Annotated in this window: 16 protein-coding genes; 14 read left to right on the top strand and 2 right to left on the bottom strand. The window is 72.0% G+C overall.

Annotated features, from left to right (window positions below; translation table 11 throughout):
• Positions 1-99: 99 nt before the first annotated feature.
• The 7 genes from FBZ33_RS16575 to FBZ33_RS16545 all read left to right on the top strand — a co-directional run bounded on the left by FBZ33_RS16575 (position 100) and on the right by FBZ33_RS16545 (position 5,155).
• Positions 100-402 carry an urease subunit gamma gene (locus FBZ33_RS16575; RefSeq protein ID WP_088948581.1) on the top strand — a complete coding sequence of 101 codons (303 nt, stop codon included), beginning with the start codon at positions 100-102 and terminating at the stop codon, positions 400-402.
• Positions 399-734 carry an urease subunit beta gene (locus tag FBZ33_RS16570; RefSeq protein WP_141909748.1) on the top strand — a complete coding sequence of 112 codons (336 nt, stop codon included), beginning with the start codon at positions 399-401 and terminating at the stop codon, positions 732-734. Before FBZ33_RS16575 ends, FBZ33_RS16570 begins: the two co-directional genes overlap by 4 nt.
• Positions 731-2,434, top strand: a complete 1,704-nt coding sequence (locus tag FBZ33_RS16565) for an urease subunit alpha (protein ID WP_141909747.1) — start codon at positions 731-733, stop codon at positions 2,432-2,434. The genes FBZ33_RS16570 and FBZ33_RS16565 overlap by 4 nt, the downstream gene beginning before the upstream one ends.
• A complete protein-coding gene (locus FBZ33_RS16560) occupies positions 2,434-3,150 on the top strand; it encodes an urease accessory protein UreF (RefSeq protein WP_141909746.1) in 717 nt (238 codons plus the stop codon). Before FBZ33_RS16565 ends, FBZ33_RS16560 begins: the two co-directional genes overlap by 1 nt.
• Positions 3,140-3,922 (top strand): urease accessory protein UreG, encoded by a 783-nt coding sequence (ureG, locus tag FBZ33_RS16555; protein ID WP_370453016.1) that lies wholly within the window; start codon positions 3,140-3,142, stop codon positions 3,920-3,922. The genes FBZ33_RS16560 and ureG overlap by 11 nt, the downstream gene beginning before the upstream one ends.
• On the top strand, positions 3,922-4,638 hold the full coding sequence (locus FBZ33_RS16550; RefSeq protein WP_141909745.1) for an urease accessory protein UreD: 717 nt from the start codon (positions 3,922-3,924) through the stop codon (positions 4,636-4,638). The genes ureG and FBZ33_RS16550 overlap by 1 nt, the downstream gene beginning before the upstream one ends.
• A gap of 142 nt (positions 4,639-4,780) precedes the next feature.
• A complete protein-coding gene (locus FBZ33_RS16545; RefSeq protein ID WP_141909744.1) occupies positions 4,781-5,155 on the top strand; it encodes a cupin domain-containing protein in 375 nt (124 codons plus the stop codon).
• A gap of 6 nt (positions 5,156-5,161) precedes the next feature.
• On the opposite strand, the gene FBZ33_RS16540 is transcribed toward FBZ33_RS16545, so the two are convergent.
• A complete protein-coding gene (locus tag FBZ33_RS16540) occupies positions 5,162-5,620 on the bottom strand; it encodes a MarR family winged helix-turn-helix transcriptional regulator (protein WP_141909743.1) in 459 nt (152 codons plus the stop codon).
• Between the two features lie 95 nt (positions 5,621-5,715).
• Here FBZ33_RS16540 and FBZ33_RS16535 point away from each other — a divergent pair, with 95 nt between their 5' ends.
• The 6 genes from FBZ33_RS16535 to urtE all read left to right on the top strand — a co-directional run bounded on the left by FBZ33_RS16535 (position 5,716) and on the right by urtE (position 12,077).
• A complete protein-coding gene (locus tag FBZ33_RS16535) occupies positions 5,716-6,798 on the top strand; it encodes a substrate-binding domain-containing protein (RefSeq protein WP_099854274.1) in 1,083 nt (360 codons plus the stop codon).
• A 419-nt stretch (positions 6,799-7,217) separates the two neighbouring features.
• Positions 7,218-8,462, top strand: coding sequence for an urea ABC transporter substrate-binding protein (gene urtA, locus FBZ33_RS16530; protein WP_088948573.1), 1,245 nt, complete (start codon positions 7,218-7,220; stop codon positions 8,460-8,462).
• A gap of 75 nt (positions 8,463-8,537) precedes the next feature.
• A complete protein-coding gene (gene urtB / locus FBZ33_RS16525; protein ID WP_088948572.1) occupies positions 8,538-9,425 on the top strand; it encodes an urea ABC transporter permease subunit UrtB in 888 nt (295 codons plus the stop codon).
• A complete protein-coding gene (gene urtC, locus FBZ33_RS16520) occupies positions 9,422-10,612 on the top strand; it encodes an urea ABC transporter permease subunit UrtC (protein ID WP_141909742.1) in 1,191 nt (396 codons plus the stop codon). The genes urtB and urtC overlap by 4 nt, the downstream gene beginning before the upstream one ends.
• On the top strand, positions 10,609-11,385 hold the full coding sequence (urtD, locus tag FBZ33_RS16515; RefSeq protein ID WP_141909741.1) for an urea ABC transporter ATP-binding protein UrtD: 777 nt from the start codon (positions 10,609-10,611) through the stop codon (positions 11,383-11,385). Before urtC ends, urtD begins: the two co-directional genes overlap by 4 nt.
• Entirely contained in the window at positions 11,385-12,077 is a 693-nt protein-coding gene (gene urtE / locus FBZ33_RS16510) for an urea ABC transporter ATP-binding subunit UrtE (RefSeq protein ID WP_141909740.1), read from the top strand. Before urtD ends, urtE begins: the two co-directional genes overlap by 1 nt.
• Positions 12,078-12,101: 24 nt before the next feature.
• Here the strand turns inward: urtE and FBZ33_RS16505 are convergent, their stop codons facing one another.
• Positions 12,102-13,160, bottom strand: a complete 1,059-nt coding sequence (locus FBZ33_RS16505; protein WP_255508901.1) for a LacI family DNA-binding transcriptional regulator — start codon at positions 13,158-13,160, stop codon at positions 12,102-12,104.
• 109 nt (positions 13,161-13,269) lie between these two features.
• Here FBZ33_RS16505 and FBZ33_RS16500 point away from each other — a divergent pair, with 109 nt between their 5' ends.
• Positions 13,270-14,217 (top strand): LamG-like jellyroll fold domain-containing protein, encoded by a 948-nt coding sequence (locus tag FBZ33_RS16500; protein WP_199177133.1) that lies wholly within the window; start codon positions 13,270-13,272, stop codon positions 14,215-14,217.
• Positions 14,218-14,231: the final 14 nt, after the last annotated feature.

The following is a 14,231-nucleotide window of genomic DNA, read 5'->3' as shown; positions in this document are numbered from 1 at the left end:
CGTGTGACTCCAGCTCGTACCCCGGGTGTCTGCTGCCCGGTGCGGCCCCCTGCGGGGCCGACGGCGAGCCGGGCACGCCCACGCCACCGGGAGAAGCCCGTGTTTCTCAGCCCGCACGAGCAGGACCGCCTGCTCGTCCACGTCGCGGCCGATGTCGCCCGCGCCCGCCGCGAGCGCGGCCTGCGCCTCAACTACCCCGAAGCCGTCGCGGTGATCACCGCGTTCCTGCTCGAAGGGGCCCGCGACGGCCGGTCCGTCGTCGACCTGATGTCGGCCGGCCGGAGCGTGCTCGGCCGCGACGACGTCCAGGACGGCATCCCCGAGCTGCTGAGGGAGGTGCAGGTGGAGGCGACGTTCCCGGACGGCACCAAACTCGTGACGGTGCACCACCCGATCCCATGATTCCGGGGGAGATCCTGCCGGCGGCCGACCCGGTCGAGATCAACGCGGGCCGCCCGGTGACCACGCTGCTCGTGGTCAACACCGCCGACCGGCCGGTGCAGGTGGGCTCGCACTACCACTTCGCCGAGGCCAACCCGGCCCTGGCGTTCGACCGGGACGTCGCCTGGGGGCAGCGGCTCGCCGTGCCGGCGGGCACCTCGGTCCGGTTCGAGCCGGGCATCAGCCGCAGCGTCGACCTCGTCCCGTTCGGCGGCGCGCGCGTCGTGCCGGGGCTGCGTGGCGCGTGTGCGGGCCCACTGGACCCGCCGACGGCCGACGGGTCACCGGAGTGAGCGCCGTGCGGCGGGACCGCTACATCGACCTGTACGGCCCGACGACCGGCGACCGGATCCGGCTGGCCGACACCAACCTGCTCATCGAGGTGGAGACCGACCACTGCGTCGGTGGTGACGAGGCGGTCTTCGGCGGCGGGAAGGTGATCCGCGAGTCGATGGGGCAGTCGCGGGCCACCCGCGCCGAGGGGGCACTGGACACCGTCATCACCGGCGCCGTGGTGCTCGACCACTGGGGAGTGGTCAAGGCCGACGTGGGGCTGCGCGACGGGCGCATCGTGGCGCTCGGCCGGGCCGGCAACCCGGACACCATGCCCGGCGTCCACCCCGACCTGGTCATCGGCCCGTCGACCGAGGTGATCGCCGGCAACGGGCGGATCCTCACCGCCGGCGCGGTCGACACCCACGTGCACTTCATCTGCCCGCAGATCGTCACCGAGGCCCTGGCCAGCGGCGTCACCACGTTGGTGGGTGGCGGCACCGGCCCGGCCGAGGGGACCCGGGCGACCACTGTCACCCCGAACGGCTGGCACCTGGCCCGGATGCACGAGGCGCTGGACACCATGCCGGTCAACGTGTTGCTGCTCGGCAAGGGCAACACCGTCTCCAGCGAGGCGCTCTGGGAACAGTTGCGCGCCGGTGCGGGCGGTTTCAAGCTGCACGAGGACTGGGGCACCACACCGGCGGCGATCGACGCCTGCCTGCGGGTAGCCGACCAGTCCGGGGTCCAGGTGTCGATCCACACCGACACGCTCAACGAGGCCGGTTTCGTCGCCGACACCCTGCGCGCGATCGGCGGGCGGGCGATCCACTCGTACCACACCGAGGGTGCTGGCGGCGGGCACGCACCGGACATCATCACGGTGGCCAGTGAACCGAACGTGCTGCCGTCGTCGACCAACCCGACCCGCCCGTACACCGCCAACACCCTCGCCGAGCACCTGGACATGTTGATGGTCTGCCACCATCTCAACCCGTCCGTGCCGGAGGACCTGGCCTTCGCCGAGAGCCGGATCCGACCGTCCACGATGGCCGCCGAGGATCTGCTGCACGACCTCGGTGCGATCTCCATCATCGGCTCCGACGCGCAGGCGATGGGCCGGGTCGGCGAGGTGATCCTGCGGACCTGGCAGAGCGCGCACGTGATGAAGGAGCGGGTCGGCGCGCTGCCGGGCGACGGGGCCGCCGACAACCACCGGGCCCGGCGGTACGTCGCGAAGTACACCATCTGCGCGGCGATGGCCAACGGGCTGGAGCACGAGGTCGGCTCGGTCGAACCCGGCAAGCTCGCCGACCTGGTGCTCTGGGACCCGGCGTTCTTCGGCGTACGACCGCACCTGGTGCTCAAGGGCGGCATGATCGCGTACGCCCAGATGGGTGACGCGAACGCCTCGATCCCGACGCCGCAGCCGATGCTGCCGCGGCCGATGTTCGGGGCGTACGGTGCCGCGGCGGCCGCCACCAGTCTGGCGTTCGTGGCCCCGGCGGCCCTGGACGCCGGGCTTCGGCTGGACGTGCGCCGCCGGGTGGTGCCGGTGAGCGACGTGCGGTCGCGGGGCAAGGCCGACCTGCCGGAGAACAACGCGATGCCGCGCATCGAGGTGGACCCGGACACCTTCACGGTGCGGATCGACGGTGTGGTGGTCGAGCCGGACCCGGTGACCCGGCTGCCGATGGCCCAGCGCTACTTCCTGTTCTGATGGCCACGCCGAGCCTGCTGTTGCTGCTGGCCGACGGACGCTTTCCGGCCGGGGCGCACGCGCACTCCGGCGGTCTGGAGGCGGCCGTCGCCGCCGGCCGGGTCACCGACCTGGCCTCGTTGCAGGCGTTCCTGGCCGGACGGTTGGCCACCGCCGGGCTGGTCGGTGCGGCGTTCGCGGCGGCCGCACACCGGGCCGCGGTGCCCGGGACCGTCGGCGCGGCCGAATCCGCCGGGACCGCCACGCTGGCAACCACCCTGGCCCAGCTCGACGCGGAGCTGGACGCGCGCACCGCGGCGCCGACGTTGCGAACCGTCTCCCGCCGGCAGGGCCGAGCGCTGCTGCGGGCCGGGCGGGCCATCTGGCCGGACGCTCCGTTCGGCGATCTGCCCACGACGCCCGCCGGCACACACCAGCCGCTGGTGCTCGGGCTGCTCTGCGCCACGGCGGGGTTGTCCCGTCTCGACACCGCCACCGTCGCCGCCTACGGGACGGTGACCGGGGCGGCCAGCGCCGGCGTACGCCTGCTCGGCCTCGACCCTTACCAGGTCCAGGCCCTGCTGGTCAGCCTGGCCGACGTCTGCGACGGCACGGCTGCCGACGCGGCCCGCGCCGCCGACGACCCACCGGAGCGGCTGCCCGCCGCCGCCGCTCCACTCGCCGACATCCATGCCGAAATCCATGCCACCTGGGAGGTGCGTCTCTTTGCGTCCTGAGACTGTTGTGCCGAGCGCTGCGCCCGTCGACCCGACCACGCCACCACCGACCGCCCCGCCGCACGACGAGAGCGTCCCGCACACCCATCCCGAGCCGGGGGTCGACCCGCACCCTCCACTCGCCCGCGCCGGTCGTGCCCTGCGGGTCGGCATCGGCGGCCCGGTCGGGTCCGGCAAGACGGCCCTGGTGGCCGCGCTCTGCCGGGCCTTCGCCGACGAGTTGCGGCTCGGCGTGGTGACCAACGACATCTACACCACCGAGGACGCCGACTTCCTGCGGCGGGCCGGAGTGCTGGACCCGGCCCGGATCCGCGCGGTGGAGACCGGCTGCTGCCCGCACACCGCGATCCGCGACGACATCGGCGCCAATCTGGACGCCGTCGACGAACTGGCCGAGGCGGTCGGCCCGTTGGACCTGGTCCTCGTGGAGAGCGGAGGAGACAACCTGACCGCGACCTTCAGCCGGGGCCTGGTCGACCGACAGATCTTCGTGGTCGACGTGGCGGGCGGGGACAAGGTGCCCCGCAAGGGCGGCCCGGGGGTCACCGCCGCCGACCTCCTCGTGATCAACAAGACCGACCTGGCGTCAATGGTGGGCGCGGACCTCGCCGTGATGGACCGTGACGCGCGGGCTCGGCGCGGCGACCTTCCGACCCTCTTCCTGTCCATCGTGGGAGACCCGACGGCGAGCCGGGTCGCCGACTGGATCCGGCACGAGCTGGCCCACCACGCGGCCCTGCACCCGCTCGCCGTACCGGCCGGACCGGTCTGATGCGGGCGCTCGCCCGGCTGGTCGCCCGGGCCGACGGCCGGGGTGGCACGGTCCTGGTCGAGCTGCACGGCGAGACGCCGCTCCTGCTGCGCCAGACCCCGGCCGACGGTGGTGTCGCCACTGTGCACCTCGTCGGCGGGGCGGCCGGCCCGCTGGCCGGCGACGACCTGCGGTTGGAGATCGAAGTGGGACCGGGCGCCGCGGTGCGGGTGCACACGGTGGCGGCGTCGATCGCCCTGCCGGGACGGCCGGGCGCGGTGTCCCGGATGGCGGTGTCGGCGGTGGTGCACGCCGGTGCCACGCTGCACTGGCTCCCCGAACAACTGGTCGCGGCGGCCGGCTGCGCGCACCTCGCCGGGTCCCGCGTCGCGGTGGCCGCCGGGGCGAGCCTGCGCTGGCGCGACGAGCTGATCTGTGGCCGGTACGGCGAGGCGCCGGGCGGTGCCGTCGTGCACACGCAGGTCGACTACGCGGGCCGGCCGCTGCTGCGCCAGTCCCTCGCCGTGGGGCCGCGCGCACCCGGCTGGGCCGGGCCCGCGGTGCTCGGCGGCGCACCGGCCACCGGCTCGCTGCTGGTGGTCGACCCGTCGCGGCCCGCCGAACTGGCCGCGGTCGACGGGACCGTCGCCCGACTGCCGCTGGCCGGGGGCCCGGCGACACTGTGGACCGCCACCGCTCCCGACGCGCATACCCTGCGCGCCCACCTCACCGTGTGACGCGAGCGCCCACTCGACCCCGGCACGTCCTCGGCTTTCGTGTTCGCCCATCCCGGCCCGGGACGGGTCTGCGGCTCATATCCTCGGAAGGCCATGCCAACCGGGGCGACTGCCGTTCCGCGACGGCTCACAGGAGGCCGTGATGAGTGGGAAAGATCGGCCCGAGGGCATCAGTCCGACGGCGGTGGAGGCGGCGCCGGGGCTGTGGCGTGTCGATCTCCAGAAACACGACCTCAGCATCCCGGGACGTGAGGTCGTCCAGAGTCGGGTGGAGTTCACACCGGACTCGCCGCCGTTCAAGCACTTCCACCCGGGCGAAGAGATCATCTGCGTGCTCCAGGGGACTCTGGAGTACACGCTCGAAGGTCAGCCGCCGATGGTGTGCAACGTCGGTGACGCGCTGACCGTGCCGTACGGCGTCCACCACCAGGCCCGCAACGTTGGCGACGGCGTCGCCGTCGAACTGGCCACGTACGTCGTGGAGAAGGGCAAGCCGCTTCTCACCAGGGTCGACTGAGCCTCGTCAGCGGTGTGGGCCGACCGCGTCGGCGCGGCGGCGGGCCGGGTCGAGACGACCGATCAGGTCGGCGAGCTGAACGGTCAGATCGTCGACCTGTGGCATGCCCAGCTCGGCGAGGTTGGCCCGGACCCGCTCATCGAGGCGATCGTGCTCGCGACGGCCGCGGGCCGTGAGGTAGGCGCGGATCCGCCGACGGTCCATCGGGTCTATCCGGCGGAAGACGAGGTTACGGTCGACGAGCTGGTCGACCAGTTTGGTGAGGGTGCCGGGAGGCAGCGACGCCTCGGCGGACACCTCGCTCATCGGATGGCCCTGGCCGTCGGCGAGCAGGCAGAGCACCCGCCATGCCTCGATGCTCAGCGCGTCCTCGGCGAGGACGGCGCCCAGCCGGCGAGAGAGCAGCCGTTCGGCGCGGGTGAGCGAGCGCAGCAGGTCGGCTGGCGCCCCGGGCACGTCTGACATGGAACTCCCTGGTCCGGTGGCCCTGTCATGGTAGCGAGTGTCCCGGTCCGTGGTGAGTCCTGGCCTTCGGTCGTGGGCCGGGCAATCATGTGCTCATGTCCGCGCCGGCACCGCCGTGGCTGACCGTCGACCGTGCCGTGGTCAGCATCGCGTTGGTCTACCCGATGCGCGGGCCGGCCGGCATGTTCGGCCCCACCTGCGAGCTGTGCGCGCAGCTCGCGGTCGAGGAGATCAACCGATGTGGTGGTGTGCTGGGCCGGGAGGTGCGGCTGGTGCCGGTCGACGGCGGCGCACCGCCGGCCGAGGTGGCCGCCGAGGTCGAGGCGTTGGTGTCGGTGGGGGCGGTGCAGGGGGTGACGGGGTGGCACATCTCGTCGGTGCGTCAGGCGCTGGCGCCACGCGTCGCGCACCGGGTGCCGTACGTCTACACCGCACTCTACGAGGGCGGTGAACGCACCGAGGGGGTCTTCCTGACCAGCGAGACGCCGGATGCCCAACTGTGGCCCGCGATGCGGCTGCTCGCGGAAGAGCAGGGGGTGCGTCGCTGGTTCGTGGTCGGCAACGACTACGTGTGGCCGCGCCGTACCGCGCGGGCGGCCCAGCGGTACGCGTTGCGCGGCGGTGGGCAGGTGGTGGGCCTGCACTTCCTGCCGTTGGACGCGCACGACTTCACCGAGGTGCTGCGCCGCATCGAGCACAGTGACGCCGACGGGGTGCTGATGCTGCTTGTCGGTGCGGACGCCGTGCGGTTCAACCGGGCGTTCGCCCGATCCGGCCTCGATCAGCGGTGCCTGCGGCTGAGCACGCTGATGGACGAGAACATGCTGCTCGCCAGCGGTGCCGGTGCGACCCGGCGGCTGTACAGCACGGCGGGCTTCTTCGCCGGGTTGGTCACCCAGGAGAACCTCGACTTCCACGGCGAGTTCGTCCGTCGCTTCGGGGTGGAGGCGCCGCCGTTGGGCAGCCTCGGGGAGTCCTGCTACGAGGGCGTGATGCTGCTCGCCGCGCTGATCGGCCAGGCCCGCACCCTCGACGTGCGGGCCATCGAGACGGCCGCTGACACGGTGGCCTACCAGGGGCCACGCGGGCGGTTGCGGCTACGCCAACGGCACGTCCGTCAGCGCATCTACCTGGCCGAGGCCGACGGGCTCGACTTCACAGTGCTCGCCCAGCTCTGAGACCAGGGGCCACCAGCCGGCCCGGACCCTTGACAGCGCCACCCGATCCCGTCCTAAGATGCTTCCTGCGTGAAGTATCTGGCCTCGGGTCAGATGTCACCACTGTGTCCCCACCATCGACGGAATCGCCCGCCGACCATTGTGGTGACACCAAATCTGCGTTTTTCCGAACGGCCGGCAGCGTTTCCTCCCCAACGGTGCCGGCCGTTTTCTCGTGCGCGTCGAATCGACCGCGCGGAAACAGCCAATTAAGGGCCGGGAAACATGAGCGCAATCATGTCGGTCGACGCTTTCGGTGCCCATATCCGAACCGGTGCCCTGAGCGGCGTCCACCCGTCGACCTCGGCATCGCCCACGTCAGCTCCACCGGACCGCACCGACCGTCCTTTCGCCACTTGAGTGCACCGCAGGGAGAGTAGATGTCACTATTCCGGGGCCGCCGCATCCTGGCGGGCGCCATGACCCTGGTCGCCGCGGCCGCGATGACCGCGTGCGGCAGCAAGACCACCGACGAGGGTGGCGCGACAGGCGTCACCGCCGACATCTCCGGCGACACCGTCAAGGTGGGGCTGCTCAACTCGCTCTCCGGCACCATGGCGATCAGCGAGGTCACCGTCCGCGACTCCATCATGCTCGCCGTCGAGGAGATCAACGCGGCCGGTGGCGTCCTCGGCAAGAAGATCCAGCCGGTCGGCGAGGACGGCGCCTCGGACTGGCCGACCTTCGCGGAGAAGGCCGAGAAGCTCATCTCCGAGGACCGGGTCGCCGCCGTCTTCGGCTGCTGGACGTCGGCCAGTCGCAAAGCGGTCAAGCCGGTGTTCGAGAAGAACAAGGCGTTGCTGTTCTACCCGGTGCAGTACGAAGGCCTCGAACAGTCGCCCTACATCTTCTACACCGGTGCGACCACCAACCAGCAGATCGTTCCCGGGCTCGACTACCTCAAGGCGCAGGGGGCGAAGTCGGTCTATCTGGTCGGCAGCGACTACGTCTTTCCCCGCACCGCCAACAAAATTATCAAGGCGTACGCGACCGCGAACGGGATGACCGTGCTCGGTGAGGATTACGCCCCACTCGGATCCACCGAGTTCGGCACCATCGTCAACAAGGTCAAGTCGTCCGGCGCCGATGCCGTCTTCAACACACTCAACGGCGACAGCAACGTGGCCTTCTTCAAGGAATACAAGTCCGCCGGTCTGACCGCTGCCGCGATGCCGGTGGTGTCCGTCTCGATCGCCGAGGAGGAGGTCAAGGGCATCGGCACCCAGTACCTGGAGGGTCAGCTGACCGCCTGGAACTACTACCAGACCACCCCTGGGGCGGCGAACTCGAAGTTCGTGGCCGCGTACAAGGCGAAGTTCGGCGCGGACAAGCCCACCAGCGACCCGATGGAGGCCGCGTACGTCGGCGTGTACCTCTGGAAGGCCATGGTCGAGAAGGCCGGCGCCTTCGACGTGGAGAAGGTCCGTGCCGCCTCGGACGGGATCACCTTCGACGCGCCGGAGGGCCTGGTCACGGTGGACGGGAAGACCCAGCACATCGCCAAGACCGCCCGGATCGGCAAGATCGGCGCGGACGGTCTGATCACCGAGGTGTGGAACTCCGGCAAGCCGGTGCAGCCGGACCCGTACCTCAAGACCTACCCGTGGGCGAGCGGCCTGAGCTGACGACGCCGGCCCGGGCGAGGCGCGTTGCCGCGCGGCCCGCCCGGGCCACCCGACCAGCAGTTCGGAGTACCCACCGTGACAGTCCTCTTCGGTCAACTCTTCACCGGCATCAGCATCGGCGCGGTGCTGCTGCTCATCGCGCTCGGCCTCGCGCTGACCTTCGGCCAGATGAACGTGATCAACATGGCGCACGGTGAGTTCATCATGGCCGGGGCGTACACCACCTACGTCCTGCAGCAGAGCATCACCGGGGCCGGCTGGTCGCTGGTCGTCGCGCTACCGGTGGCGTTCGTGGTCGCCGGCACGATGGGCGCGCTGCTGGAGATGCTGCTCATCCGCCGGCTGTACGCCCGACCACTGGACACCCTGCTGGTCACCTGGGGTGTGTCCCTGATGCTGCAACAACTGGCCCGCGACGTCTTCGGCAGCCCGAACGTGCAGACCCGCGCGCCGGAGCTGCTGACCGGCAACGTGGCGCTCCCCGGCGGGTTGACCATCGCCAACAACCGGCTGTTCATCCTGGCCCTGGCGCTGGCCGCCGTCGCGGCGCTCACCCTGGCGCTGCGCCTCACCCCGCTCGGGCGTCGCATCCGCGCGGTCGTGCAGAACCGCGACCTCGCGGCGGTGTCCGGCATCGCCACCTCCCGGGTCGACCGGACCACCTTCTTCGTCGGCTCCGGCCTGGCCGGGCTCGCCGGGGTGGCGCTCACCCTGCTCGGCCCGATCGGCCCGACCATGGGCACCAACCTGATCATCGACGCCTTCCTGGTCGTCGTGGTCGGCGGAATCGGCCAGCTCAAGGGCAGCGTGATCGTCGCCTTCGCCCTCGGCGTGCTCCAGGCCACCGGGGAATACCTCACCACCCTCAGCGTCGCCAAGGTGATCGTGTTCGTGGCGATCGTCGCGTTCCTCCAGTGGCGGCCACAGGGTCTGTTCACGCTGCGGACCAGGAGCCTCGCATGACAGCCGTCACCCCCGCGCCGCCCGACACCGCCCTCGGCCCGGCACCCGTCAGCGCCGTACTGCCGAGCAGGCCCGCGGGCCGCTCGCGACTGCGGACGGCGGCCGGCTTCGCACTCGGCGCGGCGCTGCTGTTCGCCGTAGCGCCGCTGGTCCTGTCGGACTTCCGGCTGTCCCTGCTCGCCAAGTACCTCTGCGTCGCCATGGTCGCGGTCGGCATCGGGATCGCCTGGGGCCGGGGCGGCATGCTCACCCTGGGCCAGGGCGTCTTCTTCGGCCTCGGCGGCTACGCGATGGCCATGCACCTCAAGCTCGCCGACGCGGGCCCGGCCGGGATGCCGGACTTCATGCAGCTGTACGGGCAGCTCGACGAACTGCCGCTGTGGTGGAGGCCCTTCGCCAGCCCGTGGTTCGCGCTGCCCGCGACGGTGCTGCTGCCGATGGCGGTGGCCTTCGGGCTCGGCTCGCTGGTGTTCCGCCGCCGTGTGCGCGGTGCGTACTTCGCCATCCTCAGCCAGGCCCTCGCCGCCGCGATGGTGATCCTGCTGATCGGCCAGCAGGGCACCACGGGTGGCACCAACGGGCTGACCGACATCAAGGGCTTCTTCGGTTACGACCTGGACGACCCGGTCAACCAGCGGATGGTCTACTTCATCATCGCCGGCGCTCTGCTGGCCCTGCTCGCGCTGACCCGTCAACTCATCCACAGCCGCTACGGCGAGCTGCTGGTGGCGGTCCGCGACGGCGAGGAACGGGTCCGGTTCCTCGGCTACGACCCGGCCTCGGTCAAGCTGGTCGCGTACGTGGTCGCGGCCGGGATGGCCGGCCTGGCCGGGGCGCTGTTCGTGCCCGCGGTGGGCATCATCTCGCCCGCGCTGATCGGCATCGTCCCGTCGATCGAGTTCGTCATCGGGGTCGCGGTGGGTGGTCGGGCCACACTGCTCGGGCCGGTGCTCGGCGCGGTGGCGGTGGCCTGGGCGCGTACCGCCCTCTCGGAGCGGTTCCCGGGCACCTGGACGTACCTTCAGGGGTTGCTCTTCGTGGTCGTGGTGGCGTTCCTTCCCGGCGGCCTGGCGTCGCTGTGGGCGCTGGCCCGCCGCCGCGACGGCAGCACGGCACCGGCCCGGCGCGGGTGGTTGCCACTGGCCCGACGACGCGCCCCGCGGGGGACGGAGGTGCCGGCGGCATGAGCGGCGACCGACTGGACGGGTTGTCCGTCCGTGACGTGCGGGTCAGCTTCGACGGTTTCACCGCCGTCGACGGCGTCTCGCTGGAGGTACCCCCCGGTGACATCCGGTTCCTGATCGGGCCGAACGGCGCCGGCAAGACCACGCTGGTCGACGCGATCACCGGCCTGGTCCGGGCCACCGGCTCGGTCCGCTTCGGCGCCGACGAGCTGCTGGGCCGCCCGGTGCACCGGATCAGCCGGCTGGGCGTCGGGCGTACCTTCCAGACGTCCTCGGTCTTCGAGGAGCTGTCGGTGCTGCAGAACCTCGACATCGCGGCCGGCGCCCGGCGTGGCTGGGCGACCCTGGCCCGCCGCCGTCGCGGCGTCCCGGACGAGGTGGCCGCGGCGCTGGAGACCATCGGTCTGGCCGAACGGGCCGAGCACCTCGCCGGGACGCTCGCGCACGGGCAGAAGCAGTGGCTGGAGATCGGGATGCTGCTGGTGCAGGACGCGCGGCTGCTGCTTCTCGACGAGCCGGTCGCCGGCATGAGCCACGAGGAACGCGACGCCACCGGGGTCCTGCTGGAGACGGTGAGCCGGGACCGCACAGTCGTCGTGATCGAGCACGACATGGACTTCCTGCGCCGGTTCGCGCGCAGCGTCACAGTGCTGCACGCCGGCCGGGTGCTGAGCGAGGGCACTGTGGCGCAGGTCCAGGCAGACCCGCGCGTGCAGGAGGTCTACCTTGGCCACCCGGTCGACGCCGGGTCGGCCCGCACCGGTCTGGAGGCATGATGCTGACGCTGCGCGGGGTGCACGCCGGGTACGGGCGCAGCCGGGTGCTGCACGGGATCGACCTCGCCGTCCCGCCCGACGGGGTCGCCGCGGTCCTCGGACACAACGGCGCTGGCAAGAGCACAGTGCTGCGGGTCGCGGCCGGTCTGCTGCGCCCGAGCGCCGGCACCGTCGAGCTGGACGGCGAGAACGTCACCCGCCTCGGGCCGCACGAGCGGGTGGCGCGGGGGATGGCGTACGTCCCGCAGGGTCAACAGTGCTTCCCGCACCTGACCGCCGCGGAGAACCTGCGGCTGGTCGCCGACGGTCGGCGCGACGGCGCGGTGGCGACCGCTGAGGTGCTGGACCTCTTTCCGGCGCTGCGCCCGCTGCTGCGACGCCGGGCCGGGCTGCTCTCCGGCGGTCAGCGCCAGCAACTGGCCATCGCCCGTGCGCTGATCACCCGGCCGAGGTTGCTGATGCTCGACGAGCCGACCGAGGGCATCCAGCCGTCGGTGGTCGCGGAGATCCAGGAACGGATCGTCGAGCTGACCCGGCAGTCCGGGTTCAGCGTGCTGCTCGTCGAGCAGCATCTGGGCTTCGCGCTGCGGGTGGCGAGCCGCTACCAGGTGCTGGAATCCGGCCGGGTCACCTCGCAGGGGGACGGTGGTGTCACCGCGGAACGGGACGTCCGGGCGGCCCTGGCCGTCTGACCCTTCGGGCAGCGTGGTCGCCGGTCAGGTCGTCGGCGCGGGCCCGGTCGAGTCGCGGACGACCAGCAGGTGCCCGGTGGGACGGCGGCGGGGGCGGGTCGAGCGGGGCTTGAGGGCGAGGGTGAGCGCCGTGCGGCCCATCTCGGTCATCGGCAGGCGGATGGTGGTGAGGCTGGGCGCGAGGTCGGCCGCCACGGAGACGTCGTCGAAGCCGACGACGGACATCCGCGCGGGCACCGGCACCCGGCGGGAGCGCAACGTCGACAGCACACCCATGGCCATCGCGTCGTTGAGCGCGATGATCGCCGTCGTTGCCGGGTGCTCGTTGAGGATCTGCTCGGCGGCGGCCCGCCCGCCACCGCGGGTGAAGTCGCTGTGCACGACGACGAGGTCGGCCGGGGACCGCCCGCGCTGCCGCAGGGCCGACGACACGCCGGCCAGTCGGTCCGCGACAGTGGTGAGCCCGGCGCTGCCCGCGGCGACCGCGATCCGTTGATGGCCGAGGTCCATCAGGTGCTGGGCGAGCGCGTGACCGCCGGCCTCGTTGTCCGGCAGGACGGCGTCGATGCCGAGCGCGTGCCGTCCGATGGCGGCGGCCCGTCCGCCGTGGTTCTGGAACGCGGCCAGCTCGGCGCGGGCGGCGGCCTCCATGCGGGGGTCGTCGTAGCCGGAACCGCTGATCAGGACGATGCCCACCCGCTGGGCGATCAGGTGCCGCAGCTGTTGCAGCTCGTAGCCGGGGTCGCGGCCGGACTGGCACATCTGCACCAGCAGCCCCTGCTCGGCGGCGAGCTGGATGACGCCGGCGGCGATCTCGGCGAAGTACGGGTCGTCGACCTGGTGGACGATCAGCCCCACGGTGGAGCTGGCCCCGCCGGCGAGGGTGCGGGCGTACGGGTTGGCGACGTAGCCCAGCTCACGGGCGATCTGCCGGATCCGGTCGGCCACCTCGGTGCTGACCCCCTCACGGCCGGCGAGGGCGCGGGAGGCGGTCGCCAGCGAGACGGCGGCGTGTTCGGCGACGTCCACGAGGCGCGGCCGCTGGTTGGCCCTGGGCATCCGCAACCCTCCGGAAACATCCATGTCACCCGATCTATTGCGAGCGCCATTCATCGGAGCCTAGGGTACGTAAGCGCTTACGTAAGCGCTTACGTGACCGGCATCAGTCATGCCGCGAAACGAGGTGACAGCCATGTCCAGGGCCCGCCAAGCGGCCGTCTCCCTCCTGGCGATCGGCGCACTGACCGGCGCCGCCGCGCCGCCCGCACAGGCGGATCGGAGCATCTCGCACGACGTCCACCCGGCCCTGCGTGCACACCTGGTCGCCGCGTACGACTTCGACCACCCGGTGCCCGGCGATCCGGCGCTGGAACGCGACCAGGGCCGCTCCGGCACCGAGATCGAGCTGATCAACGGCGGTGCCGCCATGCGGGTGCCGGACCGCGCCTACCGGGGCAGCCGCAACGCGGTGCAGACCCGGCAGGTCGACCCGGCGGTTGCCGGCAACGACGACTGGAAGGCCGGCACCTGGTCGGCCAGCGGGGTGCGGACGCTGCGCGCCTTCAGCGCCACCGCGGGCACCACCGTGATGGGCTGGTTCAAGCTCAACATGGACAGCCCGCTGCCCAACTCCACCACCGCCGACCCAGCTGACCGCTACAACGCGATCGGGCTGGCCGGGGTGCTGACCGGCGACTCCGACGGCCACGGCGTGCGTGCCCTGCTGGAGCTGATCGACGTCGACGGGGAGCTGCGCCTGGTCGCGCTCGGGCGGCGACTCGACGGCGGCAACTCGCAGACCTTCGCCGCCAACCAGGACTGGCGCGAGCTGTTGCCCGTGGGGGAGTGGGTGCACCTCGCCGCCACCTTCGACTTCGACACCGGCGCCCTCGCCCTCTACCGCAATGGCGAGCCGGTGGACGGCTTCTACACCCGCACCGACGACCCGTGGCTGGTGTCCGGGCCGGGCCCACACCTGACCACCGCCTCCGACCCGCGCGGCATCAAGATCGGCGGGAGCTTCCCCCAGGACACCCTGGAGCGCAACCCGTGCGACTGCCGCATGGACGGCCTCATGTTCCTCGACAGCGTGGTCTCCGCGAGCGACGTGCGGAGGCAGTACCACCACCTGGCCCGCTGACCACCCTCGGCACC

Source organism: Micromonospora sp. A202 (assembly GCF_006715105.1).
Classification (GTDB): domain Bacteria; phylum Actinomycetota; class Actinomycetes; order Mycobacteriales; family Micromonosporaceae; genus Micromonospora; species Micromonospora zamorensis.
The sequence above is the reverse complement of the archived record's forward strand: the minus strand, read 5'-3'. Positions and strand labels throughout refer to the sequence as shown.